Annotated in this window: 22 protein-coding genes; 7 read left to right on the top strand and 15 right to left on the bottom strand. The window is 40.4% G+C overall.

Features of this window, described 5'->3' with window-relative positions; translation table 11 throughout:
- Positions 1 to 75 precede the first annotated feature (75 nt).
- The 9 genes from F0145_RS25385 to F0145_RS25345 form a co-directional block, all read right to left on the bottom strand.
- Positions 76 to 1,794: an OmpA family protein gene (locus F0145_RS25385; RefSeq protein WP_150093389.1), complete on the bottom strand. Its 1,719-nt coding sequence runs from the start codon at positions 1,792 to 1,794 to the stop codon at positions 76 to 78.
- A gap of 2 nt (positions 1,795 to 1,796) precedes the next feature.
- The gene (locus tag F0145_RS25380; RefSeq protein ID WP_150093387.1) at positions 1,797 to 2,978 is read right to left on the bottom strand and encodes a hypothetical protein; all 1,182 of its coding nucleotides are present in this window, start codon (positions 2,976 to 2,978) and stop codon (positions 1,797 to 1,799) included.
- A 123-nt stretch (positions 2,979 to 3,101) separates the two neighbouring features.
- Complete coding sequence (locus F0145_RS25375) at positions 3,102 to 3,392, bottom strand: hypothetical protein (protein WP_223816236.1); 291 nt, start codon at positions 3,390 to 3,392, stop codon at positions 3,102 to 3,104.
- 28 nt (positions 3,393 to 3,420) lie between these two features.
- Positions 3,421 to 4,098, bottom strand: coding sequence for a porin family protein (locus F0145_RS25370; protein ID WP_190277644.1), 678 nt, complete (start codon positions 4,096 to 4,098; stop codon positions 3,421 to 3,423).
- A 152-nt stretch (positions 4,099 to 4,250) separates the two neighbouring features.
- Complete coding sequence (locus tag F0145_RS25365; RefSeq protein ID WP_150093381.1) at positions 4,251 to 5,231, bottom strand: 2-hydroxyacid dehydrogenase; 981 nt, start codon at positions 5,229 to 5,231, stop codon at positions 4,251 to 4,253.
- Between the two features lie 164 nt (positions 5,232 to 5,395).
- Positions 5,396 to 5,713, bottom strand: a complete 318-nt coding sequence (locus tag F0145_RS25360) for a hypothetical protein (RefSeq protein WP_150093379.1) — start codon at positions 5,711 to 5,713, stop codon at positions 5,396 to 5,398.
- Positions 5,714 to 5,736: 23 nt separating this feature from the next.
- The gene (locus F0145_RS25355; RefSeq protein ID WP_150093377.1) at positions 5,737 to 6,342 is read right to left on the bottom strand and encodes a YceI family protein; all 606 of its coding nucleotides are present in this window, start codon (positions 6,340 to 6,342) and stop codon (positions 5,737 to 5,739) included.
- Positions 6,343 to 6,411: 69 nt separating this feature from the next.
- Positions 6,412 to 7,683: a hypothetical protein gene (locus tag F0145_RS25350; RefSeq protein WP_223816235.1), complete on the bottom strand. Its 1,272-nt coding sequence runs from the start codon at positions 7,681 to 7,683 to the stop codon at positions 6,412 to 6,414.
- Positions 7,684 to 7,758: 75 nt separating this feature from the next.
- Complete coding sequence (locus F0145_RS25345) at positions 7,759 to 8,397, bottom strand: YceI family protein (RefSeq protein WP_150093375.1); 639 nt, start codon at positions 8,395 to 8,397, stop codon at positions 7,759 to 7,761.
- 382 nt (positions 8,398 to 8,779) lie between these two features.
- On the opposite strand from F0145_RS25345, the gene F0145_RS25340 reads away from it, so the two are divergent.
- Both F0145_RS25340 and F0145_RS25335 read left to right on the top strand, forming a co-directional pair.
- The gene (locus tag F0145_RS25340) at positions 8,780 to 9,967 is read left to right on the top strand and encodes a PAS domain-containing sensor histidine kinase (protein WP_150093373.1); all 1,188 of its coding nucleotides are present in this window, start codon (positions 8,780 to 8,782) and stop codon (positions 9,965 to 9,967) included.
- The gene (locus F0145_RS25335; RefSeq protein WP_150093371.1) at positions 9,964 to 11,031 is read left to right on the top strand and encodes a response regulator; all 1,068 of its coding nucleotides are present in this window, start codon (positions 9,964 to 9,966) and stop codon (positions 11,029 to 11,031) included. The genes F0145_RS25340 and F0145_RS25335 overlap by 4 nt, the downstream gene beginning before the upstream one ends.
- 75 nt (positions 11,032 to 11,106) lie before the next feature.
- Here the strand turns inward: F0145_RS25335 and F0145_RS25330 are convergent, their stop codons facing one another.
- Both F0145_RS25330 and F0145_RS25325 read right to left on the bottom strand, forming a co-directional pair.
- Positions 11,107 to 11,334: a hypothetical protein gene (locus tag F0145_RS25330; protein WP_150093369.1), complete on the bottom strand. Its 228-nt coding sequence runs from the start codon at positions 11,332 to 11,334 to the stop codon at positions 11,107 to 11,109.
- A gap of 106 nt (positions 11,335 to 11,440) precedes the next feature.
- On the bottom strand, positions 11,441 to 11,638 hold the full coding sequence (locus F0145_RS25325) for a cold-shock protein (protein ID WP_150093367.1): 198 nt from the start codon (positions 11,636 to 11,638) through the stop codon (positions 11,441 to 11,443).
- 493 nt (positions 11,639 to 12,131) lie between these two features.
- Between F0145_RS25325 and F0145_RS25320 the strand changes: the two genes are divergently transcribed.
- Positions 12,132 to 13,604 (top strand): glycoside hydrolase family 130 protein, encoded by a 1,473-nt coding sequence (locus tag F0145_RS25320; protein ID WP_150093365.1) that lies wholly within the window; start codon positions 12,132 to 12,134, stop codon positions 13,602 to 13,604.
- Here the strand turns inward: F0145_RS25320 and F0145_RS25315 are convergent.
- The 4 genes from F0145_RS25315 to F0145_RS25300 all read right to left on the bottom strand — a co-directional run bounded on the left by F0145_RS25315 (position 13,590) and on the right by F0145_RS25300 (position 19,108).
- Positions 13,590 to 14,600 (bottom strand): glycosyltransferase family 4 protein, encoded by a 1,011-nt coding sequence (locus tag F0145_RS25315; protein ID WP_150093363.1) that lies wholly within the window; start codon positions 14,598 to 14,600, stop codon positions 13,590 to 13,592. The genes F0145_RS25320 and F0145_RS25315 overlap by 15 nt on opposite strands.
- On the bottom strand, positions 14,597 to 16,876 hold the full coding sequence (locus tag F0145_RS25310) for a glycosyltransferase family 4 protein (RefSeq protein WP_150093361.1): 2,280 nt from the start codon (positions 16,874 to 16,876) through the stop codon (positions 14,597 to 14,599). The genes F0145_RS25315 and F0145_RS25310 overlap by 4 nt, the downstream gene beginning before the upstream one ends.
- Before the next feature lie 185 nt (positions 16,877 to 17,061).
- Positions 17,062 to 17,781: a DUF6320 domain-containing protein gene (locus F0145_RS25305; RefSeq protein ID WP_150093359.1), complete on the bottom strand. Its 720-nt coding sequence runs from the start codon at positions 17,779 to 17,781 to the stop codon at positions 17,062 to 17,064.
- Position 17,782: 1 nt separating this feature from the next.
- Complete coding sequence (locus F0145_RS25300) at positions 17,783 to 19,108, bottom strand: hypothetical protein (protein ID WP_223816234.1); 1,326 nt, start codon at positions 19,106 to 19,108, stop codon at positions 17,783 to 17,785.
- A 157-nt stretch (positions 19,109 to 19,265) separates the two neighbouring features.
- Between F0145_RS25300 and F0145_RS25295 the strand changes: the two genes are divergently transcribed.
- The 4 genes from F0145_RS25295 to F0145_RS25280 all read left to right on the top strand — a co-directional run bounded on the left by F0145_RS25295 (position 19,266) and on the right by F0145_RS25280 (position 23,013).
- Positions 19,266 to 20,144, top strand: a complete 879-nt coding sequence (locus tag F0145_RS25295) for an alpha/beta hydrolase fold domain-containing protein (RefSeq protein ID WP_150093357.1) — start codon at positions 19,266 to 19,268, stop codon at positions 20,142 to 20,144.
- Positions 20,145 to 20,980: 836 nt separating this feature from the next.
- Positions 20,981 to 21,760: a helix-turn-helix domain-containing protein gene (locus F0145_RS25290; protein WP_150093355.1), complete on the top strand. Its 780-nt coding sequence runs from the start codon at positions 20,981 to 20,983 to the stop codon at positions 21,758 to 21,760.
- A gap of 64 nt (positions 21,761 to 21,824) precedes the next feature.
- Entirely contained in the window at positions 21,825 to 22,352 is a 528-nt protein-coding gene (locus F0145_RS25285) for a dihydrofolate reductase family protein (protein WP_150093353.1), read from the top strand.
- 319 nt (positions 22,353 to 22,671) lie between these two features.
- Positions 22,672 to 23,013 carry a DoxX family protein gene (locus tag F0145_RS25280; protein ID WP_223816233.1) on the top strand — a complete coding sequence of 114 codons (342 nt, stop codon included), beginning with the start codon at positions 22,672 to 22,674 and terminating at the stop codon, positions 23,011 to 23,013.
- Positions 23,014 to 23,475 lie beyond the last annotated feature (462 nt).

Below are 23,475 nucleotides of genomic sequence, written 5' to 3'. Positions count from 1 at the left end.
TTTTTGCTATAGCATTTAACTTTTCTTTTGAGAGAATATTTAAGCAAGCCAAAGCCATCCTAAACAATATTAAGCTTAATCGATGGTTTTTATAACTACTTTCCGATTGAGTGAATTCAAGGCTTCTTCAGAATTAACTTCGCCAAAGTACTGCAGCAGTACGCGCTCTTTTGCTATTCCCTGCCCTTGAAAAAAGGCGGCCACTTTTTCTACCCTTTTCCGGCTTAATACAAAGTTGTCTAGCGGTTTACCGGTTTGGTCGGCATAGCCGGTGAGCTGTAGTTTTTCTTCTGGATTGGCCTTTAGTTGCGCAGCAAGGGAGAGCAGCTCGTTGAAACTCTGGGACGGCACTTCATAGCTATTAACCTTAAAAAAGACATTTGTATCAAAATTGCTCTTTACATTCGGTTTAACAGCCGCTTTTGTAGATTTACTTGCCTCTAAGCGCGTTAATTCATTTTGGTAGAATGCCAGCCGTTGCCGGATACTATCGTTTAAAGTAGCTTGCTGTTGCCTATACCGGAGCGTTTTATCGTCTAAAGCATTAAAAACAGAATCTGATGGATTAATCGGTTTTACCTGCAGCGTGTCTTGTACAGATAAATTATGTAAGGAATCACGGGTATACTCCAGTTGTTCGTTTTCTTTATCGGCTCTTTCCAGTTCTTTTCTATCCTTTTCAATCAGTTTAACTGTATGTTGACTAAAGCGGTCGTTTTCGTAAACGTTTGAAGTTGGTTCCAATGTGCTATCAGCAATCGTTTTAGGCATCTCGGATATTATTGATTGCTCCGTTACTCGTATTGTTTCCCGCGTAGGTGAGGCAACTTGTGTTCTGCCTGTGTTGAACTCCGTTTCATTTGTTTCCTGCTCTTTTATTATTTTTTCCCCGGTTGCTGTACGAGGGATATCTTGCCGTACAGGGTTTTGTTGGATAATAGTCCGGCTTTTATTAGAACTATAATTGGCGTCTGAGGTTTGAATTGCAACTCTTCTGGAACGAATTTCATCGGTGCTCTCCAGTTTATGCTGTTCCCCAACTAATTCCGCATCAGGCAGGGTAATTGAACTCGAATTTACAAGGCTATCTACCGGCGAAACCACTGGCGTAAGTCGGGCAGAACTAGCCTGGTTCAGCGGGTCTTGAAAACTCGTATAAAACCGGGATGCTTTAAAGGAAGATGGCTTAAATCCAAAACTATACGCCAGCGACAGACCTGTATGCAGAAAGCTATTATTGTATTTGTTCTGTTCGCCTTCTGTTGCGTTTAAATGGGGTTTGAGGTTATAAACCGCTTCGGTTTGTAGGTCGAGCTGCCACCTTTCGGTTAACCGGAACTTTAAACCCATGCCAAAAGGAAGTACCTGCCTATACTTTTGTTCGGTAGAAGCCCCAGTACTATTAATGGAAAAATTGCTTAAACCGTAGCCGCTAAAAAAGTACGGCGAAACAAAGGCCGAAGGTTTAAGCAGCCAGCCGTTATCGGTGTAAAAATAAAGCCGCGCCGCATTCATACGGACCTCCGTTACAAAACTACTGCCTTGCGGCCGCAGTCCTCTTATTTTACCGAAAGAACCACTTACAGCAAGGCCAAAGCTATTACCTAAATTCCGGCTCATTTCAAGCTGGTACCATAAATGGTTATTCAACTTAAAATAATCTCTGGTACGCTTATCCGGGTTATAGTAATGAGCGGTACCGGTATAACCTTTTAGTTGCCAGTTATACAGGTTGTGTTGCGCCATAGCAACTAAGCCGCTCAAACACAAAAATATTGTTAATAAACATTTCATGATTACCGGTTTAAGTTCAGCCACAAGTTTAATTCCATGCTTAAACCCACGAAGGGTCTGATGTATAGCTTGTCCAGGTTTATATCCGGATTGGTACTACTGGTCTGTTTGTCTTGCAGCACTGTAGCACCCGCATTGAGGCGGATAAAAGGCAAGGCCCGGTAGCCCAAAGCCAGGAAAAAGGGGCGCTGCACCAAAGGTCCGGTGGCCACCCTACCCGTTCCAAACTTCATGTTTTGCAGAAATACGCCCGTAGAAATACTAGTGCGGGCCCAGAAAGGTGAAGCAAAAGGCGCTTTACCAAATGGAATAGAAATACCGGCATACGGGGCTGTATCGGAAGAGAAGTTATCGAACGTGCCGGCGTAATAAACACCGCCGTATCCTACGTTAATGGCCAGGGCGTTTTTAGTTTTTTCGGTGGTATAATCACTTACTTTTTTGCTGTCGGTTAAAGCGTATAGTTGTACCCCGGCAAACTGGGCTACCTCTTTGCTCACCATCATTTTAAGCGCCGCTATCTGCTCCTGGGCATAGCGTAACTGTACCGATTTGGTATTTTCATCGTTTTTGGCAAAAATATTAAAGCGTGCTTTCCGCAGCTTTAATTCTCCCAGTTGCTCCAGCTTTTGGTACACCAAATCAGAAAACCCCGCAAACGAATAATTAATCCGGTTCCGGTAAAAAGAAAGCCCTTGCTGCGCAATGGCGTTCAGGTCGGTTCGCATGGTTCTGGGATGCTGCATGTCAATGCTGGACCGCTCCACCCGAAAAGACTGGTCGAGATAAGCTCCCAGTGCCGCATCCAGCTGACCCAGTAATTGTCGCTGCTGTTCAACTGAAATCTTAGTATAATAATTCAGAACGAAAGTATATGCTTCGTTGCCGCGTAAAGGCTGGTTTACCGGCAGCGTGAATGTATTTACCGGACTTGTTTCGCGTCTCTCCCAGGTATTTTGATACAAGGGAACTTTAGCCGTATTAGCAGAATGGTAAATTTTCAACTCCACAATATCAATATTGGCACCGGTTTCGCCTGATATAATGAATCTATTTTCGGCTGGTAACGGCTGACCATCGTCGAAATAAGCGCGCTCATAATTAAATATGGCTGTTTTATATTGGGCCGTAGCGGGCAGGCTTATGATGAGGAGAATAGTGAGTAAAATAGATGTGCTTTTCATAAGCTTTGGGTTTAAAAAATATTAAGTTTATTAATAAGCGAAAAAAAACCTTGCTCCCTCAACGGCAGCAAGGTTCAGCAATCATTCAGAAGCAAAGCCTATTTTTTACATAAGCCCATACACCTAATTATAGGCCTTCTTTAGCCAGGAAGGCCGGCGGTTATTTGCATCTTGTACCTCCTGAGTCAGTCTTTTCCCTTCCTTTATTCCTTTATCTGTGATGGTATAGGTACAGGGGATAATTCCATCCAGCATATCTATATGTCCACTTTGGATTAACTCATCAAGCAAATATTGCAAATGGTTATCTTCGGAAAGGATACCAGGATTTACCATTTTAACTAAATCGCCAATAATGAGCGTTTCATGTTTAATGAGGGTATTCAGAATCATTGTTCGGTTAAGGCTTGTCATATTATTTAGATTTATGGGTAAGGGTAAGTTAAATGCCAAAGCCTAAGTAAATCTGAACGACCGAGTTTTTAGAATTTTCAGTTAAGTTGCCAGCCAAGCTACTGTTGCCTATTTTGCGCAGGCCATAATTATAGCGGGCACCAACCGTTACATTTTGTACATCAAAACCTACGCCGCCCATTAAGCCGTAATCTACCCGGTTAAAATCTTCTGTTTCCAGGTCTTTTATATCCCTGCCGCTCAACTCTGATTTTTCTAAATCCTTAACATTAGCTGATACCAGGTAAGCCAGGTAAGGACCGGCGTGCACATTTAGCGGACCAATATTTATGGCTAAGGCAACGGGTACTTGCACGTAGTTTAGGTTAAACCGCACCTCCCCAGGTTCAATACCCAGAAAATCTTCCAGATCGGAGCCCCCGTAAGTTACTTTAGAACCCACGTTGGTGTAGAGAACTTCCGGCTGAACAGACAGGAAGTCGGTTACGGGAATTTTGCCAAACAGCCCAAAATGAAAACCCATCTTAATTTTTTCGTCTTCAGCGTTTGGCTGCTCTACATAAAGTTGCGAAAAGTTTAGCCCCGCTTTTACGCCAATTTTGGGTCCTGGATTATCGCTTTGGGCGTTTACCTGAATGGTGGTTAGAAGCAGGAGAGTGGCTATGCCTAGTCTGGCTATTTTTTTGAGTGAATAAGATTTTATCATAATTTCTAAATTTAAATTGAGTTGAATAATTATATTTTTAAAATTTTCATTATTTATTTTAAGCATTTGATGCTGAGTATTTTAATTAATTTTAATATTTATATTTCAGCAGTATATTAACATTTATCATTATTAGTGAAATATTATTACACCTATATAATTTCGGATAAAACAAATCGATCCTTTTGCCATAAATCCAGGTTTTTAATGGTTTCATCTGCCATTTGCTGTAAAGCCTCACTTGTAAGAAAGGCCTGGTGCGGCGTAATTATTACATTGTCGTGCGTCATTAATTTTTGGAGTAATGAATCCTTATTTAAGTCTTGCTGGTGGTCTTCAAAAAACAAGCCTTTTTCATGCTCATAAACATCCATGCCCAAATAGCCAATTTTGCCTTGTTCTAAAGCTTCAAGAGCATCAATTGTGTTTAATAAACCACCTCGGGAGGTATTTATCAGCATTACCCCATTTTTCATAATAGCAATGGAGGCGGCGTTAATAATGTATTTGGTGGCCGGGGTTAATGGGAGATGTAGAGAAATAATATCGGACTGACGAAGCACTTCGTCTAAGGAAAGCGACTCAATATCAATTAAGCCATCAGGCATGGCTATATCGTAACCAATTACCCGGCACCCAAAACCATTATAAATGGCGGCTATTGCCTGGCCTATATGTCCTAAACCAATTAAACCAACTGTTTTGCCAAAAAAGTTAAAACCAATCAGTCCGTTTAATTTAAAATCAAATTGCTGCCCGTGTTCATGGGCTTCTATAATATGGCGATTCAGGGATAAGGCCAACGCCACCGCATGCTCGGCAATAGCTTGCGAAGAATAAACCGGTACATTTGCCAGGCTAATTCCTCTTTCAGCAGCTGCTTCTTTATCGAAGTGGTCGGTGCCCGCCGAACGGGTAGCAATATATTTAATTCCCATGTCGGCCAGCTTATTTACTACCGGCGCCGAAACATCATCGTTGGCAAATACAACTACCGCATCTTTTCCTTCTGCATAAGCAATGGTTTCTAAACCTAGGGGATTTGCTATAAGCGTTATTTCATGCTTCTTTTTGTTCGCCTTGGCAAGAAATTCTTTTTCAAAAGGTTTAATACTGTAGGCTACAACTTTCATGAGTAAGTGCATTTAGATTCTATACAAATTTAACCTAAAACCTACCTCTAACCTGTAACCCTAATCACGCGAAAAAGTAATGCTCATCACATTTTTACCTATTCAATCTTAAAATCTGGTTTATTAAAATTTACTAAGAAATGGGCAAAAGTATTGTAGTTGTTTTAGTAGTCCAGATTTAAAATAATTTTTACGCCGACCTGTGCAGGTTTTAAAATATCCATGAAATTTCCATTGCTTCTTAAACCAATTTGGTTATATTTTTTAATTTCAACTTTGGCTTTTTTGATATATGCTTTAGCATGCTTTTTTGTTAGGAGAACATACTCCGAAGTACTATTAATTTTTATCAGGTCTATTTCATTTAAAATCCTATTACATAAAATATCGATAGCACCAATATGCGCATCACTTTCAACCATTAGCGTATCTAATTCAATGCTCAACGCCTTCAAATTATCAAATGCTTTATAGGTATTCATTAGAAATATGTTTATTAAATAAGCTAGTCTAAAACTTTCACATTAAGATGAAATATTATATCTAATTCGTCTTTTGCCTGAATCATATTGCCAATTTTTTTAGGAGGACTCAGGTTAAAGGCCGAAAATTTCAGTCGCCGGTTTCCCACCATAGTTAAAGAATTTGTGCCCGCCGAAATAATATTGTAATGAATATTAAAGAACCGGGTAACACCAGCTAGTTGAATACTAACAGCACCATGAATAGCCTCTCTTCCATGATCATTTTCATCAGGATACCGATTTAAGCTTATAAATTTTATAAAGAGTTTTGGATGTATTTTAGTCTTTAAGGTTTTCCTTAAATTTTTAGTCATCATTGGATTGTGGCAATCAAAATTCTGGACATCCAATACCATTAACCCAGTAAACTTTATAGTCTCGGCTTCGTCTTCATGATAAAACGTTAAGGTATCTGGTCTGGAATAATTTGCAATTACACAGTTAAACTTATTAATATTAGTGCTGCCGTTCACCTGCAGCGAGCTGCCATTAGTAATAACCCATTTCTTAAAATAGGGCTTATTAATTGGGCGATTAAAACCAGATAGTAAAATTAAAAGCAATAATATAGACTTAGACAAAAGCATGTTTTAGAGGCTTAAAAAAGCCTAAAAGCAGATTAATATTATCAATCTGCTTTTAGGTAATCATTTAATTTAAAAGCCTACCACCGCCTGCACCACGTACCCGCTAAACTCGCCACCATTCCGGTAATCGGCTACTGGCAAGTTTTTAAACTGCTGCTTTACATATTCGCCTTTCAGCAATATATTCCGGGTCAGGAACCAGCCGGCGCCATAAGCTATCCGATCCACATTTATAGCGTTGGTGTAATTAATAGGCAGGTTGGTGCCAATAACCGGTACATCCGCTAAGCGGGCCTTCACCGCATTATAACGGACACCCAAGAACAGGTTTTCCGTTTTTCCAAATCGGTATACTGCATCCATGGCGTATTGTCTGGCCTTTCTATCGGTGGTTTCGTTTTTGGTTCTGCCTTGCGCAATTTCATAAGTGCCGAATAATTCTAAACCTTGGGCTTTTACAAAACCATTTAGCTGGAAGGCATCTACTTTTTTAGTAAAGCCAGGATTTAATCTACCCGAAAAGGCATTGGCGGCATAAGTACCGCCTGATTTCTCCATCGCCATAAAGTAGTTAGAGCCGGTGCGGTCGCCGCCATAAAGCGTTTGCCCGCCGGAACTCTTATCGGTGTAATAAGAAGCAGCTACCCGTACCCGTACCAGCTCGGTTAACTGTTTATCGAAGCCGGCTTTAAAATAGATGGCCGGGGATTTATGAATATTATCATCTTGCGCGGTGGCTACCAGGCTGTCAATATTGCCTTTAATCATGCCATTAGACACGCCAACTAAGCCGAATAAACCATGTTTCCGGACCAATACTTCACCGCCTATTTCGGTGGTAAAGGCATCCATAATATAGTTTTCTACAAATGGATTGTAAATAGTGTGTCCGCCGTCTGAGCGCCGGAAATGCTGGTCGCCATAATTAATTTCCATGTGGCCTATCCTGATAGTAGTTAACTTCATAATATCATCCCACATCTGGCCTTTAAAGGGCAGCTTATCGAACTGAATGTAACCACCTTTCACCCAGGTTTCGTTGTGATGGCGCGAAGACAAGTAACTGGTTAGATTTAGCCGAATACCATCCGCTAACTGCACATCCATAAATAAATTAGCATTAGCAGTATTAAACCCCGGTGTTATTTTGCTTAAACCACCTTCCTTATTTTTGTGCTTTAAACCTTGGAATGATTGCGTAAAGCCAGCCCCAAATTTCACTTTTATACCATCAAAATCGGTGGTAGTATCTTTAGGAGCCTCAAATACATTTATGCCATTTTGGTCATAAGGCCGCAAATTGTCAACCTTGTTTTGGGCCAGCACCTGTTCAGAATTCAAGCTCAAAAATATTAGAGCAAAAGCTAGAAATAATATTCGTATATATATATTCATTATAGTAGTTCTTATTAATTTTTATTTCTTAGTGGTAAGCAGTTCGGTTTTTTTGAGTTTTAAGAAAATGTCAATGGTTACATTATTACCCGTTTTAAGAGCGCCCATCATATAGCTAGGAGCTTTCATTTTGAAATCGCTCATTTTAATAGATTTGGTTCCTTGGCAAGTGATGCTTTCATCCGCATTTACTACGTAACTCGTTTGCAGATTTACGCTGTTGGTGACTCCGGCAATGGTCAGGTTTCCGGTAGCATTAATTATTTTTTGCTGGGTAACAACAGAAGCTTTTGTTAATTTAAAAGAAATTTCAGGGTACTCTTTTGCTTTCAAAGCTTTATAGGTTCTGGTATCCATAAGTTTATCTTTGCTTTTAAGGTTGTTTACCGGCAGCGTAAAATGAAGGGAATTAAGATCCTGCAATTGCCCGTTTTTCATTTTGAAATTCGCTTCGCAGGTTACGTTGCTGGCTTCCATATTCCAATCGTGCACGTTGGAAGTACCGGAAACTTTAATCAGCGAACCGGTCATCAATTTGTAAGGTGTTTGACCTCTTACGGATAAAATGGTAATCGCCATTATACCAAATATGGCTAATAGAATAAACAAGGCTCTAAAAAAGTCATTTTTAAAGTCTGCATAGGTGATTGTCGTTCTCATTTACTTCAGCTTTAAATATTGGATTAATAATAGGTCAAAGGTATGGTGACCCCATTAGCCAGAGAATGATGTAGAGGATGGCAAAAAGTGACTTTGGACACAATCGGGCACTTGGGTTCCTGTTTTAACAGGCAGCGAGGAAATCTTAGGAAAAATAGATAAACATTCAAAAGAAACTCTTTGCAGATAAATCTTAATCCTATCTGTTTTTTTGGTATATTACAGATATATACCAAAAAGCACGCTTAGCTAATCGGAGCGATTAGTGGTTTCTTAACAGAAACTGTTTCCTGTAGTAGACCTATGCTATCATAGCCCATCTACATTCTAACTAAATCTGTAAATTTTCAAAACAAGTTCTTCATGGTTTCTTCCTTTTTACATGGATAGTTTAAAACTTTTACATGCTATTTTTAATACTGCCATCGACGGCATTATTATCATAGACTATCGGGGATTGATTGAAAACATGAATCCGGCGGCCCTGAAACTCTTTGGCTATGAAGAAGAAGAAATGAAAGGCAAAAATATATGTACCCTGATGCCGGAACCCGACCGAGGTGCGCATGATGGTTACCTGCACCGGCATCAGGATACCGGTGAAAATAGAATAATTGGAATTGGCCGGGAAGTTTTAGGCTTAAGAAAGGATGGTACTACTTTCCCCTTTCGATTGGCCGTAAGCGAAGTGGAATATGAAAACCGGATAATTTACACCGGTTTTATTCATGACCTTTCCAAAGAAAAAGCAGCCGAAGAAAAATTAAAGAAATATACCGAAGAACTGGAAGGAAAAATAAAAGACCGTACGCAGAACTTAGAGCATTTAATTACGGAACTGGAAAAAGCCAGAGATGAAGCCAGTCGGGCAATGGAACAACAACAAGAATTAAACCTGCTTAAAACCCGGTTTGTTTCCATGGCCTCGCACGAATTCAGAACGCCGCTAAGCTCCATTCAGCTTTCCGCTTTATTAATAGATAAATACTTGCAGAAAAAAGACACGGAAAATATTCACAAGCACACGGGTAAAATAAAAAATTCAGTTGCCCACCTAACCGGAATTCTGAATGATTTTTTATCGCTGGAGAAACTGGAAGCAGGAAAAACCCAAATGATATTACAACAATTCGATCTGGTAAAATTTTCGGAGGACCTTATCGAAGAAATGCAATTGATTTCTAAAGAAAACCAAACTATTGTCTATCAGCACACCGGTTCTATTAGTCAGGTATACTTGGATCTGAACCTATTAAAAAATGCAGCTATTAACCTGGTTTCCAATGCCATTAAATACTCCGGCGAAAACACGTTCATCGAGTTTAATACCGAAATTGACGCGGGCGAAGTTTGCATAACCGTAAAGGATAATGGTATCGGCATCCCGGCAGAAGAACAGAAAAACCTGTTCGAGCCTTTTTTCCGGGCGCATAATACAGGCAATATTCCTGGTACCGGCCTGGGCTTAAATATTGTTAAACGCTACATAGAATTAATGGGAGGCAAAGTAGTCTGCCACAGCGCCCTACATGAAGGAACTTCTGTTTCTTTAATTTTTAAGAAGTTATGAGTTTAGCTAAAAAGACGGTGCTGCTTATAGAAGACAATCAGGATATTAGAGAAAGCACCTCTGAAATTCTGGCGATGGCCGATTTTACGGTATATACAGCAGAAAATGGTAAAAAAGGAGTTGAACTGGCGCAAGCCAACCCTCCCGATATTATTTTGTGTGATATTATGATGCCCGAAATGGATGGGTATAGTGTTTTGTATTTGCTTCGAAAAAACGAAAGTACCGTAGATATTCCTTTTATTTTTTTAACAGCCAAATCAGATAGGGCCGATATGCGTAAAGGCATGGAAATGGGGGCTGATGATTACATTACCAAGCCATTTAATGATTTGGAATTGTTAAACGCCATTGAAACCCGCTTGCAAAAGCGTGGTCGGGCCATCCACAACGTCGGCAATGCAACATCTTTCGAGGGTTTACGCAATGAGGCTAAGTCGGCAAAACTATTAAACGAACTTTCGGGTAACAGCCGGTTGCATCCTTACAAAAAGAAGCAAAATATTTACTTAGAAGGTGACCACGCCGTTACGGTTTACCTGGTCAAAAGCGGTCAGGTACGCACCTATATGACTTATCAGGATGGCCGGGAAATTATATCAGGAATATTTACCCCCGGTGATTTTTTAGGCTACGAATCGGTACTTTTAAATACGCCTTACGCTGAAAATGCGGAGGCGTTAGATGCCGCAGAACTTTATCTTATTCCCAAAAATGAGTTCAATACCCTTTTGTTTAAAGATGCGGGAATTGCGAATAAATTCATTCAATTATTATCGGGCAATATTCAGGAGAAGCAGGAACAACTACTTAAATTAGCTTACAATTCGGTTCGTAAAAGAGTGGCCGATGCCTTAATTAACCTGGCAGAGAAATATCATGGTGTTCCCACCGAAACCTGCGAAATAAAAGTCTCCCGGGAAGACCTGGCCTCGATGGTGGGTACTGCCAATGAAACAATTAGCCGCACGCTAGCCGACTTTAAAGGTGAAAAGTTGATTCAGAAGGAAGGCAGCACGATAAAAATTTTATCGATGGAAAAACTCCGAAAAATAAAACAGTAATAAGGGAGTATAAGGGCAGTTGCGATTGAGAAATTTGGCAGCCGGTTTTATGATTTTGAAGCTTTGTGTTTTTGGCTAGTACTGGAACAGGAAATTAGTACCATTACGTATCCACTTTTCGAAGAAAGCATTATCATTGAATTCCCCGGAAAGCAGTTCGAAGCCCGCTTTGTTCCTATCGGGTCGGGAGCTCATAAAGCTTTTTAAGGATTTCTGGTTATTCTCAACCCAACCTTTTCCATCTTTCAAAGCTACACAGAGGTACTCATGCGTAGTACTATCAACTAAATATTTTCTGTTCATCTAATTTGATATTAAGAAAAATTACATTTGAAATTTGCATTGGGTAAAGAATTCTCTCCTTGCATAGGACAAAAAAATTTAGTGGCTTTAACCAAATATTTAAAGGTTATGCCTTAGCAAGTTTTACGTTTATTGCACTTAGTCCTTTTTTTACTTCCAGTAAGTCAAAGGTTACTTCGTCATTATCTCTGATGCCATCTATTAAACCAGATACATGGACAAAGTAATCATGGTCTGAATTGGTATCTTTAATAAACCCAAACACTTTCAGGTCATTAAAGAATTTTACTTTTCCGTTATTCATATTGTGTTCTTTATTATATACCTACTACATAGTTAGGGGTATATACGTTCCAAATAATTTACAATAAAAAATTAATATTTTTATACATGTAGTTTCCTATTGTAAAAGCATACAATCTTTATAAGAAGGCCGTTCTTACATGCAACCATTAGCTTTCTTTTCCTTTAGTAAATAAGTGGCTAATGCCGCTTAAGCTAAACTTATCTGACGGTGCCAGAAAGAGCGGCTTTCCTGAGCCCATTTCACACATAAACAGCCAATTAGGTCGTCTGATTTATTACAGGTGTTTATTAACACCTAATAATGCAATTGCGTCTCATCTATATTCCAGTTCCTAATTAATCTGTAAATAATAAAGCCTAACAAACTAAAATAGGGTTACCTTTAATAGAAGTAGCAGAAACAGGTACAGGAAATTAACACGTGGTCTATTTAAACCATGTGGTTATGCCATGGCCGTGGAATTGTCTATTATGCGTTTTAATTAAATATTATGAGACTTTCCATTGAGAGAAAACCTGTAAAAGTGTATCCAGATATGAAACGGGTAATTGCCCGTTTCTTTTTTAATGGTGATGAAAGAGCCCGCCAGGTTATAGGCCGGGTCATGCGCCTGGCTCCGGAAGAAGTATTCAGTATTATATCGCCCATTTTACAAGAATACTCCAAAAGACACCGGAACATTACCAAAGTATTAAATCGTCATTGCGATAAACTGCAATTCTTGTTTCCGGAATTAGGCTTTGACTTTGAAAATTTACAACCTTACCAGAAATTATTATTAGGTTCTTACTTCACGCATGAATATTCCATTGAATCAGCGGCCTTCTTTAATCCCTCTATTGTCGAAGACCCAGATCAGTCTGAATTAGAAGTGGGAGAAAAACGAATTATTATTAGTTTCCGGGCAGTTGGGGAAGGCCACATTTCCTCGATTGTTTTTCGCCGGGCTTTATTAGATAAAGGTGCCAACCTGGTTGTACTGCCAGTGGGTAATTACATCGACGAAGCCGAGATTGTGCGCAGTGCCGTTTATGACAAGAAAGTATTTTTTAAAAGTGCCTTTGCTACCCAGATTAATCCGCAAATATTAAAAAGCGTAGAAAGAGAACTGGGCGAGAATTTTGATTTTTCTGTACTCCGGAAATTGGTGATGGATGCCCAGGAATTACAGCCTGATATTGCCTTAAAGCGGGAATACGAAAAAGTGCTCTGGTTGGCTGATGCCCATTACGATTTGGCTTTTTCCTTAGATACTGATATATCGGACAGGGTTTTATTTCCCATCTCTGAATTTGAACGGAAAGGTATTGAAGATGCCCGTTTTGTAAGGTTTACCGAAGAAGACGGCAAGCTCGCTTACTATGCAACCTATACGGCTTACGATGGTTCGGCTATTATGCCAAAGTTAATTAAAACCCGTGATTTTTATAATTTCAGGGTAATGCCCCTCTATGGTGCCGGGGCTCATAATAAAAACCTGGCATTATTTCCGCGCAAGATTAACGGCAAGTTTGCGATGATGGCCCGGATTGATGGCTGGAGCAATTATATTATGTTTTCGGATAACATTAATGTTTGGGAAAATCCGGTCCGGATACAAGAGCCTAAAACCCCCTGGGAATTTACGCAGATTGGTAATTGTGGTTCACCCATTGAAACCGAACACGGCTGGCTGGTGATTACCCACGGGGTAGGTCCTATGCGCCGCTATTGCCTGGGATCAAGCCTGTTAAGCCTGGATGATCCCGCCGTAGAAATCGGGCATTTAAGCGAGCCGCTGCTGATTCCGAATAAAGAAGAAAGAGAAGGCTATGTACCTAATGTGCTGTATTCCTGCGGCTCTATTATTCACAACGGCAAATTGGTAATCCCTTATGGTTTATCCGACTATAGTTCGTCTTTTGCGACCGTGGACGTTGCAGCTTTGCTGCATAAACTCCTGGATAAATCAGCAGCGGTTTAATATTTGCTTGTAAACCGCTAAATAATCGCTCGTCATTTTTTCCTGCGAAAAATTGGACATGGCCCATTCCCGGCAGGAGGCACGGTTTATCTGGTTGAGTTGGTGGACGGCTTCCACGGCCTGGTTTACGTTGTCTACTAAAAAACCAGTCTGGTCAGGTTTAATTAGTTCCGGCATTGCACCTTTGCTAAAAGCTATAACGGGCGTTCCGCACAGCATGGCTTCGGCCACACTCAAGCCAAAAGGTTCGTTAAAATGGATGGGGTGCAACAGCGCCACTGCGTTACCCAATAATTGATTCCGCTTTTCCGGACCAACCGAACCAATAAATTGGATATCATCATTTAAAAAAGGCTTAACTTTTTCGGCAAAATAATTTTCATCCTGAATAATCCCCGCAATAATTAACTTTTTTTGGCTTTTAATGGCAATCTGAATGGCCTCCGCGGTGCCTTTATCCGGGTGGATGCGGCCCATAAACAACAAATAATTTTCCGGTTGCTCGTTAAAAGTAAAATCCTGCACGCGCAACCCGTTGTACACCGTAGCTACATAGGGCAGTTTGGGGCTGCGGTCGGCATTACTGATGGATACATAATGCGCGTGGCCGGCATACTTCTGATACACGGGTAAAATCCTGGGTGACGAGAATCCGTGGATTGTCGTCACCATAGGTATCGGAATTAATTTGGAATAAGTAAGCGGCAAAAAATCAAAATGATTATGAATAATATCAAACTGCCCGGCTTTTTCCATCAGGTTACTAATATGCAGACACTCCACTACCTTGGCGTCCTGTTCCCTGTCTTCGGCATAGCCCTTTTGAACAACAGCATCCAATTTTCCCCCGGTAATAGAATCAGCAGTAGCAAACAGGGTAACATCTATACCGGCGGCTACTAATCCTTCGGCTACATTAGAGGCTACTTGCTCCCAAGGACCGTAGTGTTGGGGCGGCGTTCGCCAGGCTACGGGAGCCAGTACCGCTACCCTCATAAGGTCGGTACTAATTCCTGTTGAGCCAAATCATACTGGTATTCAAGTTCCAGGGCTTTTAGCACCGTTAAATGGGAAATTAAATATGCCAGCGTACTCTCTGCCCCTTGGTTCCGGTTAATGGCGGTTTGTTGCAGCCCATCGCAGCACCCTTTAGTTTCCTGGTCGTATAAAGGTACCCGCAGAATATTTTCACCTAAAAACCATTGGTAACTTATAAACATTTTCTGAATAAATTCCGGTTCATGCGTGTTTTGATAGGCTTGCAAGTACATTAAAACCATGGCCATCGTTTCGATTGCCTGCTGATCAAACAAGGGCATTTCATCCCCTTGGCTAAACCAACCCTGATTACCAACCGGACTTAGAAACCCGTTTTTAAAGCTCAACTTATCCAGAAAAGTTAAAGACTCCTGGGCCACCCGCTTTACTTGTTCATCGCCGGTAATTTCGCAGGAGTGCAGCAGTGCCAAAGGTAAAATGGCGTTATCGTACGTAAGCTTTTCTTCAAACCAATGCCAGCTATCTCCCCGATGATGTTCATAGGCCCGCATTAAATTCGCGGTTAATTTAACCAGTTCCCGCATGATGCCCTCGTCATCCGGGTGGGTTTTTAAATAGTAAGCCACCCCAATAATTGTATTCCCGATCCCCCTTAAATGGTGCAGGTCCTGAAAGTGAACAACCGAGCGAGAAAATAATTCGCCGGCAAATTCCCGGTAAGAATTGTTTGGGGCACAACTTATCAGATAGCCCAAGGCCCACACCGTCCGGCCAAATGAATCTTCCGAACCAATTTCGTCCAGGTACTGGCGGGTAAAACTGAGGAAATTCCGAAAATTGCCGTCTTCCCGTTGCATGTAATGAATGTAGCTGAGATAAATTGGCAACAAGGCAAGGGCCTCCTGACTTTTATTCTGCTGATAGGCCATTAGGGCCATAATTAAGGCCCGGGCATTATCGTCGAGGCAATAACCTTCCTTCAGGTTGGGAATACCGTATTTGGCGTGTTGTACAATGCCGGTATCGTCAGTAAGCCGCCGTACGTGGGTTAAACTGAAGGTTGGAATTATTTCGGGGTCTACAATCAGGCGAAGTTTTGGCTCGGGGACTTCTGGTTTAGAAAGGGCATCCTCTACCGCCTGGATATACTCCGCGCCAATTTGGGGCCAGCGCAATTGCAAGCCGTATTGGTAGGCATTATGTTGCAAGGCTTTTAATTCTGCCGGATTTTCTAATAGCTCATTTACAATTTCGGCCAAAGCTTCTGAATCTTTAAACCCGAACAACCGCCCCCGGTTATCGGCCAATAATTCCAGGGCATGCCAGTAAGGAGTGGAGACCACCGCTGCGCCGGCGCCAATCGCGTAAGACAAGGTGCCACTGGTAATCTGGGCTTCGTTAAGATAAGGCGTAATGTAAATGGCTGCAGCCGTCAGGTAATTAATTAGTTCCGCTTCCGAAACAAACTTATTGATAAAAACCAGGTGCTTGTCAACTTTTAGGTTGATGGCTAATAATTTCAATTGTTCCCGGTACTCTTCTCCCGAACTTCGCAAAACGCCGGGGTGCGTATTACCCAACACCACGTACGTAACCTCTGGGTGCTGGGCCACAATGGCCGGCAAAGCCCGGATTACGGTTTCCAGTCCCTTGTTCCGGCTCAATAATCCGAAAGTAAAAAGCACCTGCCGGTTCCGGAAAGGTAAAACGCTGTGTAATGGATTTTCGTGGGGAGCCTCCAGGTCCGGTGCTCCGTGTTCTACAAATTGTATTTTCTCCAGCGGTATGCCGTATATACTCGTCAGAAATTCAATTCCCCGCCGGCTCATTACCAATAATTTGGCCGACTGCTGGGCAATCTGCTGAATTATGATTTTCTGCGTATAAGAGGGTTCCTTTAAAATAGTGTGCAGCACGGTAATCAGCGGCTTTTCCAGGCGGTGGAGTAAAGGCAAAATATATATGCCGCTTTCCCCACCAAAAATACCAAACTCATGCTGGAGTAAACAAACATCCGCATCGCTGGTGTTAATATAGTTGGCGGCTAAAATATAATCCTTCTGATGCTCCTGCCGGATTACAAACTTGACTTCCTCCGGATAATCGTATTCAGCCATGTTTTCTGAATCATTCATGGCCACGCCAAAACCACTTGTTTGCCAGGTTTGTCGCTGAAGTTTAAGGTTGGTTAATATGGCCTTAATAACATTACTATTAAAAGTGGCAATACCGCATTCTCGGGGTAGATAAGTGGAGATATAAGCTATTTTCATTTTTACCAAGGTTAAGTCACAGCCATTTAGTAAGAGGAGAGCAGGCTAGTAGAATAATTTCAGAAAAAAGAAATCGGCTGCTTATGACTAGGTATGAAGTTACCGCTAATATGTATAAATACCTAGTAATAAATTCATTAAATCCCGTATTAATCCGGAGTAATTACAAAAAGCTACTTCTAAAATTAAATATGAAAGGTTTTTCCCAAGTCTCTACCTCTCTTGTACCGGTAATGCATCAGCAGTAACACTAAAGAAACGGGTAGTACCGATAAACCTACGATTACACTCCACCAGAGGCGAAAAGGTTTGTTTAAATAAAAGTCCAAAAAAACTTCAATACAAATGCATAGGAGTGCTGCGCCCAAAAAGCTATATCCTATCAGGTTAACGCCTTTTTCGCTGGAGGAGCGAAATACTACAAGTAAGCCTATGAGAATTAGATTGAAGGCTAATAATATAGGAATGGCTAAGGCAGGCGCCCAGTTTAACCCATTGGTTAGTAAATCGAGCAAGAATAAAGCGGCTGCTGCTACTAAAAAGCTTACTAATACCTGAATAATAGTTCTTTGCGCCAGGAAAGCAAAAACCGATATATAAGAAAAGATAATGAGGCAAATGGCTACGGGATATTCGGCCCAGGAAATTTTGTTATTTATAATTAAGTTTATGGTGCTGGTGGCAATAATAGCACAACACAAAACAATAGAAACCACTTCCCAGGTAATTTTTTTCTGGGGTTGATTCATTTTTTTGCTACCAAAAGGTAAAGGCATTGAACTTACCTCTACTTCACTATTCTGCTTAGTTAAGTTGGTGGAAACCGGATTATTGCAAAGCGGACAAACTAACATTTCCGATTCAAGTTCCACGCCACATTGGTCACAAATTATAGGTGATGGCATTTTAGTAATTTTCTATTTTTACCGGAATACCCTGTTGGGTTAAAAAGGAAAAGAAGTGTTGCTCCAGCTCCTTAGAAGTAGTGATATTACCAAAGCTCATTACCAATTTATTATCGAAACCAACTACGCCACAATTTACTTTTAAAATCTTATTGGGTGGTGGTGGTATAAAAACAAAGCGGTCGATAAGTTTATTCATTTCCGGTGTTAAGTTCACTTTCCCCAGGTTCGTAATCACGCCACTATAGGCGCTGGTGCCAAGCGACAATAATCGGGAAAGAATGATTGATTTGAGGAAGAGCGGTACCCCTCTGATAAAAGGATTCTTTTCGCCGGAAACATTTCGGGAAATCATTTTATTAATCAGTTTTTTATCTGTTTCCAGTTGCATTTGGTGGTAAACAGTTTTTATAATCTCTTCAAACGTATAATGACCTAGTCTCAAATCCATTTCGGGCATCACATACAACGTAAAGTTTCGCATAGTCTTGGTCAAATACATCTTCCGCAAATTTATCGGAACTTCTATCCTTACCATTTTGTAGCTTCTGCGCTTAGCTAAAGGCGTAAGACCATTGTAGATAGCTTGTAATGCGTACAAGTATACCGCAACTAGGTATTCGGTAATACTTACCTGATAAGCTTTGGCTTTTGCGGCTATCTGGTCTAGCGGGATAATGGCAATTAAAACACTAAAGCGGGGTCTTGGCTTTAAAGGAAAATTTACCTGAAAGGCCTTGGGCACTTTTATATAGGGTGATTTACTTTTTTCAAAGTACCGGTTAAAGGCATCTTCATACTCTTCTTGGGCCGCTGGTTCACTGCCCCGGTGGAAAGCAAGTTCCTCGGGAAGCGGAATACAACATTTTTCGAAATAAGTTAAGAGCAGTGATTTCAAAAATTCAAATGCCCCGGTGCCATCAGTTAATATATGGGAGAATTCAACACTAATGCGATTATCTTTAGCCAGCACCCGGTACATTAATTCATTCTTATTGAAGGCCCGGCAAGGTACATCTCCTTCGGCTTTTACCTGCGTAGTTAAATTTTCAAATTCCAGATAATACCAGAAAAAACCCGGTTTAAGTTTTACTTTAAAATATGGAAACCTGTTTTCAATTGCCATGATAGCTTCTAAAAACGGTTTTGCTTTTACCCTCTCTTTTAGTTCAACCGAAATTCTGAAAACAGAGGTTAGCTCCCGGTTTTTAACTGCCGGATATATTTTAGCCGCATTATCCAGTCGCAACCAGAAATCACCAGGCGGAGATTGCTGCTTAAAGACGGTCTGCTCTGTCCTTTCAAAAGAATAGCGGTTAAACTCCATTTTTGTAAGCTCTATTTTTAAGGTAAATAATTAGCCGGCGTGAATAACAACAGTTTATGTATTGGAAATGAAATAATTACCGTATACTTAAATCTACGGATATAACCAGGGGTATAGTTTAACTTTAATAAATCATCCTCCATTTAATTAAAATAATTTGGCCAGTTTCGAAAGTGAGTTGTTTAATCTTTTCCTGAAACTGGTTAGGAAAAAACGTTTTCTCCGGTTTCAATTAGCAACAAACAAGTTTAACTTTTTTGACTCCCCGGAACCACCTTTAAATATCAGGCAGGCCTGTTTGGTTGATAAATACCAGGTAAATGGCAGAAATGTATTTACCCTTAGCCCCAAACACCAGAGCACCGGAAAGCATATTTTGTATTTACACGGCGGCGCTTACGTCCAAAACTTTAAAAAACCGCATTGGGATTTTTTAGCCTTACTTGTAAAAAAATTAAACTGTACGATTACGGCTCCTGACTATCCGTTGGCGCCTGCTTATACTTATGTAGAAACTTTTGCGATGGTGGAAGCCCTTTACCAGGAACTGGTTTTAAAAGTAAACCACGCCGATTTTATTCTGATGGGCGATTCGGCCGGGGGTGGTTTGGGATTAGCGTTGGCACAAAAAATGAAAGCAGACCAGGTAAACCAACCCAGTCAGATAATTTTACTTTCGCCCTGGCTCGATATTTCGTTAACCAACCCGGACATCAGCCATATTGAAGATTCTTTTTTAGAGGTGGAAAGCCTTCAAAAAGTGGGTAAAGTTTATGCTGGCAGCACCAGTCTGGATAACTATTTAGTAAGTCCCATTAACGGACCTTTAGAGGGGCTCGGTAAAATATCCCTATTTATTGGTACAAAAGATGTTTTATTGGCCGATGCCAGAAAGTTAAAAAAAATGGCAGTTGCCAAGAATATTGCTATCAACTATTATGAATACGCAGATATGGTTCATGTTTGGATGCTTTTAAACTTTCCGGAATCAAGGAAAGCGAAACAACAGATTATGGACCTGGTTGGACAATGCTGAGTGGTAATACCATTATTCTTCCTCATAAGTAGTAATATAGAAAAAGGCCCTGTTTTTATCCATATGAGAGGTTATTGGCAACTTTCTTTTCCCTTCTGTAAACTAAATCCAAATACTTCTGTAATTGAACCGTTTTACGCGAGACTTTTTTTAGTCGCAGCTGACATTTAGCAGGTTTGAGTTGTGCTCAGTTATTATTACTTCTTAATCACCGGTATTACCGCAGATTTGAACTAAAAACAGCCGCCATATTCATGACAGATTACCAGAAATTGGCCCTTATCCAAAAACCAGCCCTTAACCTGGACTTAGCCATTCTGTAAAAGGAAGTCCCTAATTAGTAACCATAACAAAGAAAGCCAGGCTAGCAATAGCTGGTTTTTTGAATGTAATAAGTAAAAGGGTGCATTTATTGTGAGGAGGCTTCCATTTAAGTCAGATATAGCTCATTTTTTCTACACCTACTTGGCGAGGGATCGCCCAGGAATTGAACAAAAATGCTTTTATAATTTAAGCTTAGCTGCTGGCTCCTCCTACACGCGGCCGTAAGGCTTATAAGTAGGTGTATGTATAATAAGGCTTGTTACCCATAAGTAAAAGTAATTTTACGTAAGTTCTTTTCAGGTCAAATCAAATTTTAAAACGATTTTCCAAGCCCTTTTGAATGTTTGCTAGTTAAGCCATTTTCTTCTTTTAACTCGCTTAACATATACCGTATATTCGTTCCGCTAATTACAATTATACAGCCATTAGCCAATCAAACGCTACTTACAATTCAGCCTGCCATATAGCTCTGAACCCTCTTATTCGATACTTTTGTTGTTATAACAAGTAAAATGGAAACATTAACATTAAAGCCGGCAGGTTACTTGGGTGAATTCATTGAAGTAATGTACGTCAATCATGCAGATAGCTTTTCTTATGAAGGTATGGCTGAACCGTTTTTAGGTCCCGAACTATTTTTCAACTTTGGAGAAAACTTCCAGTTGGGGCAACACCACTTTCAACCCCATTCTCCTGCAGCTGCCATTATTGGTAATCGTCTGACGAGTGTTCCGGTGAAAGCCTCTGGTAAACATTTTACGGCGGGCATCATTTTTAAACCCTGGGCACTTTATCCAGCCTTTCGAATTCATGGAAGTGAAATAACTAACCAAGTTATAACACAACTAGCACTTCTTGATTTACGCGACTTAACTCACGCCATGCAGTCGGCCAGCGGATTATCACCCACTAGGGTAATGGAAGTACTAGAATACCAGATTGTCCCAACAATCCCTTTTCTAAGCCCGCATGATTCTTTTCTTCAAGCTTTAGCGGTACTCGAAAATTATGCTGTTGAAAATACCAAAATTAACCTGTTAGCCGCTACGCTGGAGATTTCGCACAAGAACTTGATTAGTTTGTTTCATAAATACGTAGGAATATCACCTATAAAATATCTTCAAATAAAACTCATTATTACAGCTATAGAGCGCTTGAAAGCCCAACCCAAAACCAGTTTAACAGAATTGGCGCTCGATTTAGGCTTCTATGACCAATCCCACTTTATTCGCGTTTTTAAAGCTCACTTACAAATGACACCCGGGGAGTACCAACGAAAATACGCCCGGTAAATTTTGTACAATTAATTCTTGCTCCTGCTTACGAGGTTTGTAAAAATTAAACCTAGTAAAAATTATGAGAAGATTAGTCCTTTATATTGCCTGCTCCCTGGACGGCTACATTGCGAAACCCTATGACGATTTAAGCTTTTTAAACCACGTCCAACAGGAAGATGAAGATTACGGCTACCAGAACTTCGTTGCCACGGTAGATACAGTCATTGTGGGTAGAAAAACTTATGATTGGGTACTGAGTCAAGGATATGAGTTTCCGCACGCCGACAAAGAATCCTACGTGATTACCAGAACTATCCAAGCACCACAAGGAAACATTACTTTTTACACGGGTGATATTAAAGATTTAGTAATTGGACTTAAAAACCAGGAAGGAAAGCATATCTTCTGCGACGGGGGAGCAGAAATAGTGAATATGCTGTTAAAGGAAAAACTGTTAGACGAATTGATTATTTCGGTCGTACCCGTTTTAGTTGGTAACGGAACCAGACTATTCCAAGAGGGGCTTCCGGAACAAGAATTGGCGCTAGCTGCGGTCAAACACTTCCCTAGCGGATTAGTACAATTGCAATATCAGGCAAACCCCTGATAAGATGCTATAAACTGTGTCTAGGTGGAAATTTGACTATTTTTTATTACCTGGGATGTATTTCTAATAACTTGAAATTATCTGAGAAAATCAGGACGTTTTTTAAGATAGGAAATATTTAATGGAGATAACCAGAAAACTTCTTTTTACCCACTTGTTACCACACTTATAAATGCTTCTTCGATATGTATTCTACTTTATAAAAAAACCGGCCTCTTTCCAATAAGTTGTATTCAATATTAAGAGTATTTTTTGCCAGTTCACTTACAGCGGATGCGGCCAGATTCTTTTCGAAATAAGTACGACTAAACTTTAATAAATGAAATTCTCACTAAAAGTAAATAATGCTTCAGCAACCACAAATTGGGGGTTGCTCCTATTAAGAATTGGTATAGCCGTTTTGATGTTGACTCATGGTCTTCCTAAATTGGAGATGCTATTTTCTGACAACCCACCGCCATTCCCGCCTGTATTAGGAATGAGCACTCTATTATTCTTGACCCTTACCATCTTTTCAGAGGTTGTTTGCTCCCTCTTCATCCTGGTTGGCCTGGCTACCAGGTTAGCGGCCATCCCCTTAGCCATTACGATGGCGGTAGCAGCCTTATACATTCATGGTACCGACCCTTTTTCAGTTCAGGAAATGTCTTTGCACTTTTAGCTGGTTTACCTGGTCTTACTGTTTACCGGCAGTGGTAGATACTCTATCGATCACTTCCTACAACAAAAAAGCTCCATCCTAAACCAGGCAGCTGAAAAAAAACAAATCCAAACCTTGTTCAACGAAAAGGCTTTATAAAACCTTTTCTCTTTAAAAGGCCAAATAGATTTTAAGATTAAAGCGTCAAAAGCTAACTTAGTATTGAATAATATCGATTTTAGAGCAATTATTTAAATGCTTATTACCTTGCATCCTTCCTTCCCTCAGTATATCAGACAGGCTAAGTAGCCTTATAGGTAGCTGTATGTACAATCGATCTTTTAAAGCCTATAACAGGTATTATCCTATGTTTGTCCTGTTGCCTATATTTGGTTTAAAGAGATGAAAGGAAGGTTAAAGATTTAAGGTATTATTTGGTCTTGAGAACCTGTTTAACATGAGAATCCCCTTCCTTTTCTATGG

It is taken from the genome of Adhaeribacter rhizoryzae, from assembly GCF_008629685.1.
GTDB lineage: Bacteria > Bacteroidota > Bacteroidia > Cytophagales > Hymenobacteraceae > Adhaeribacter > Adhaeribacter rhizoryzae.
This window is presented reverse-complemented; position numbering and strand designations above follow the sequence as displayed.

What these genes read in the sequence shown, in the direction of transcription:
- F0145_RS25305 (WP_150093359.1), bottom strand. Translation starts at nt 17,781, where the DNA reads ATGCCATCACCTATAATTTGTGACCAATGTGGCGTGGAACTTGAATCG.
- F0145_RS25370 (WP_190277644.1), bottom strand. Translation starts at nt 4,098, where the DNA reads ATGATAAAATCTTATTCACTCAAAAAAATAGCCAGACTAGGCATAGCC.
- F0145_RS25290 (WP_150093355.1), top strand. Translation starts at nt 20,981, where the DNA reads ATGGAAACATTAACATTAAAGCCGGCAGGTTACTTGGGTGAATTCATT.
- F0145_RS25335 (WP_150093371.1), top strand. Translation starts at nt 9,964, where the DNA reads ATGAGTTTAGCTAAAAAGACGGTGCTGCTTATAGAAGACAATCAGGAT.
- F0145_RS25340 (WP_150093373.1), top strand. Translation starts at nt 8,780, where the DNA reads ATGGATAGTTTAAAACTTTTACATGCTATTTTTAATACTGCCATCGAC.
- F0145_RS25310 (WP_150093361.1), bottom strand. Translation starts at nt 16,876, where the DNA reads ATGAAAATAGCTTATATCTCCACTTATCTACCCCGAGAATGCGGTATT.
- F0145_RS25285 (WP_150093353.1), top strand. Translation starts at nt 21,825, where the DNA reads ATGAGAAGATTAGTCCTTTATATTGCCTGCTCCCTGGACGGCTACATT.
- F0145_RS25360 (WP_150093379.1), bottom strand. Translation starts at nt 5,713, where the DNA reads ATGAATACCTATAAAGCATTTGATAATTTGAAGGCGTTGAGCATTGAA.
- F0145_RS25300 (WP_223816234.1), bottom strand. Translation starts at nt 19,108, where the DNA reads ATGGAGTTTAACCGCTATTCTTTTGAAAGGACAGAGCAGACCGTCTTT.
- F0145_RS25380 (WP_150093387.1), bottom strand. Translation starts at nt 2,978, where the DNA reads ATGAAAAGCACATCTATTTTACTCACTATTCTCCTCATCATAAGCCTG.
- F0145_RS25355 (WP_150093377.1), bottom strand. Translation starts at nt 6,342, where the DNA reads ATGCTTTTGTCTAAGTCTATATTATTGCTTTTAATTTTACTATCTGGT.
- F0145_RS25320 (WP_150093365.1), top strand. Translation starts at nt 12,132, where the DNA reads ATGAGACTTTCCATTGAGAGAAAACCTGTAAAAGTGTATCCAGATATG.
- F0145_RS25365 (WP_150093381.1), bottom strand. Translation starts at nt 5,231, where the DNA reads ATGAAAGTTGTAGCCTACAGTATTAAACCTTTTGAAAAAGAATTTCTT.
- F0145_RS25330 (WP_150093369.1), bottom strand. Translation starts at nt 11,334, where the DNA reads ATGAACAGAAAATATTTAGTTGATAGTACTACGCATGAGTACCTCTGT.
- F0145_RS25375 (WP_223816236.1), bottom strand. Translation starts at nt 3,392, where the DNA reads ATGACAAGCCTTAACCGAACAATGATTCTGAATACCCTCATTAAACAT.
- F0145_RS25280 (WP_223816233.1), top strand. Translation starts at nt 22,672, where the DNA reads ATGAAATTCTCACTAAAAGTAAATAATGCTTCAGCAACCACAAATTGG.
- F0145_RS25315 (WP_150093363.1), bottom strand. Translation starts at nt 14,600, where the DNA reads ATGAGGGTAGCGGTACTGGCTCCCGTAGCCTGGCGAACGCCGCCCCAA.
- F0145_RS25325 (WP_150093367.1), bottom strand. Translation starts at nt 11,638, where the DNA reads ATGAATAACGGAAAAGTAAAATTCTTTAATGACCTGAAAGTGTTTGGG.
- F0145_RS25385 (WP_150093389.1), bottom strand. Translation starts at nt 1,794, where the DNA reads ATGAAATGTTTATTAACAATATTTTTGTGTTTGAGCGGCTTAGTTGCT.
- F0145_RS25345 (WP_150093375.1), bottom strand. Translation starts at nt 8,397, where the DNA reads ATGAGAACGACAATCACCTATGCAGACTTTAAAAATGACTTTTTTAGA.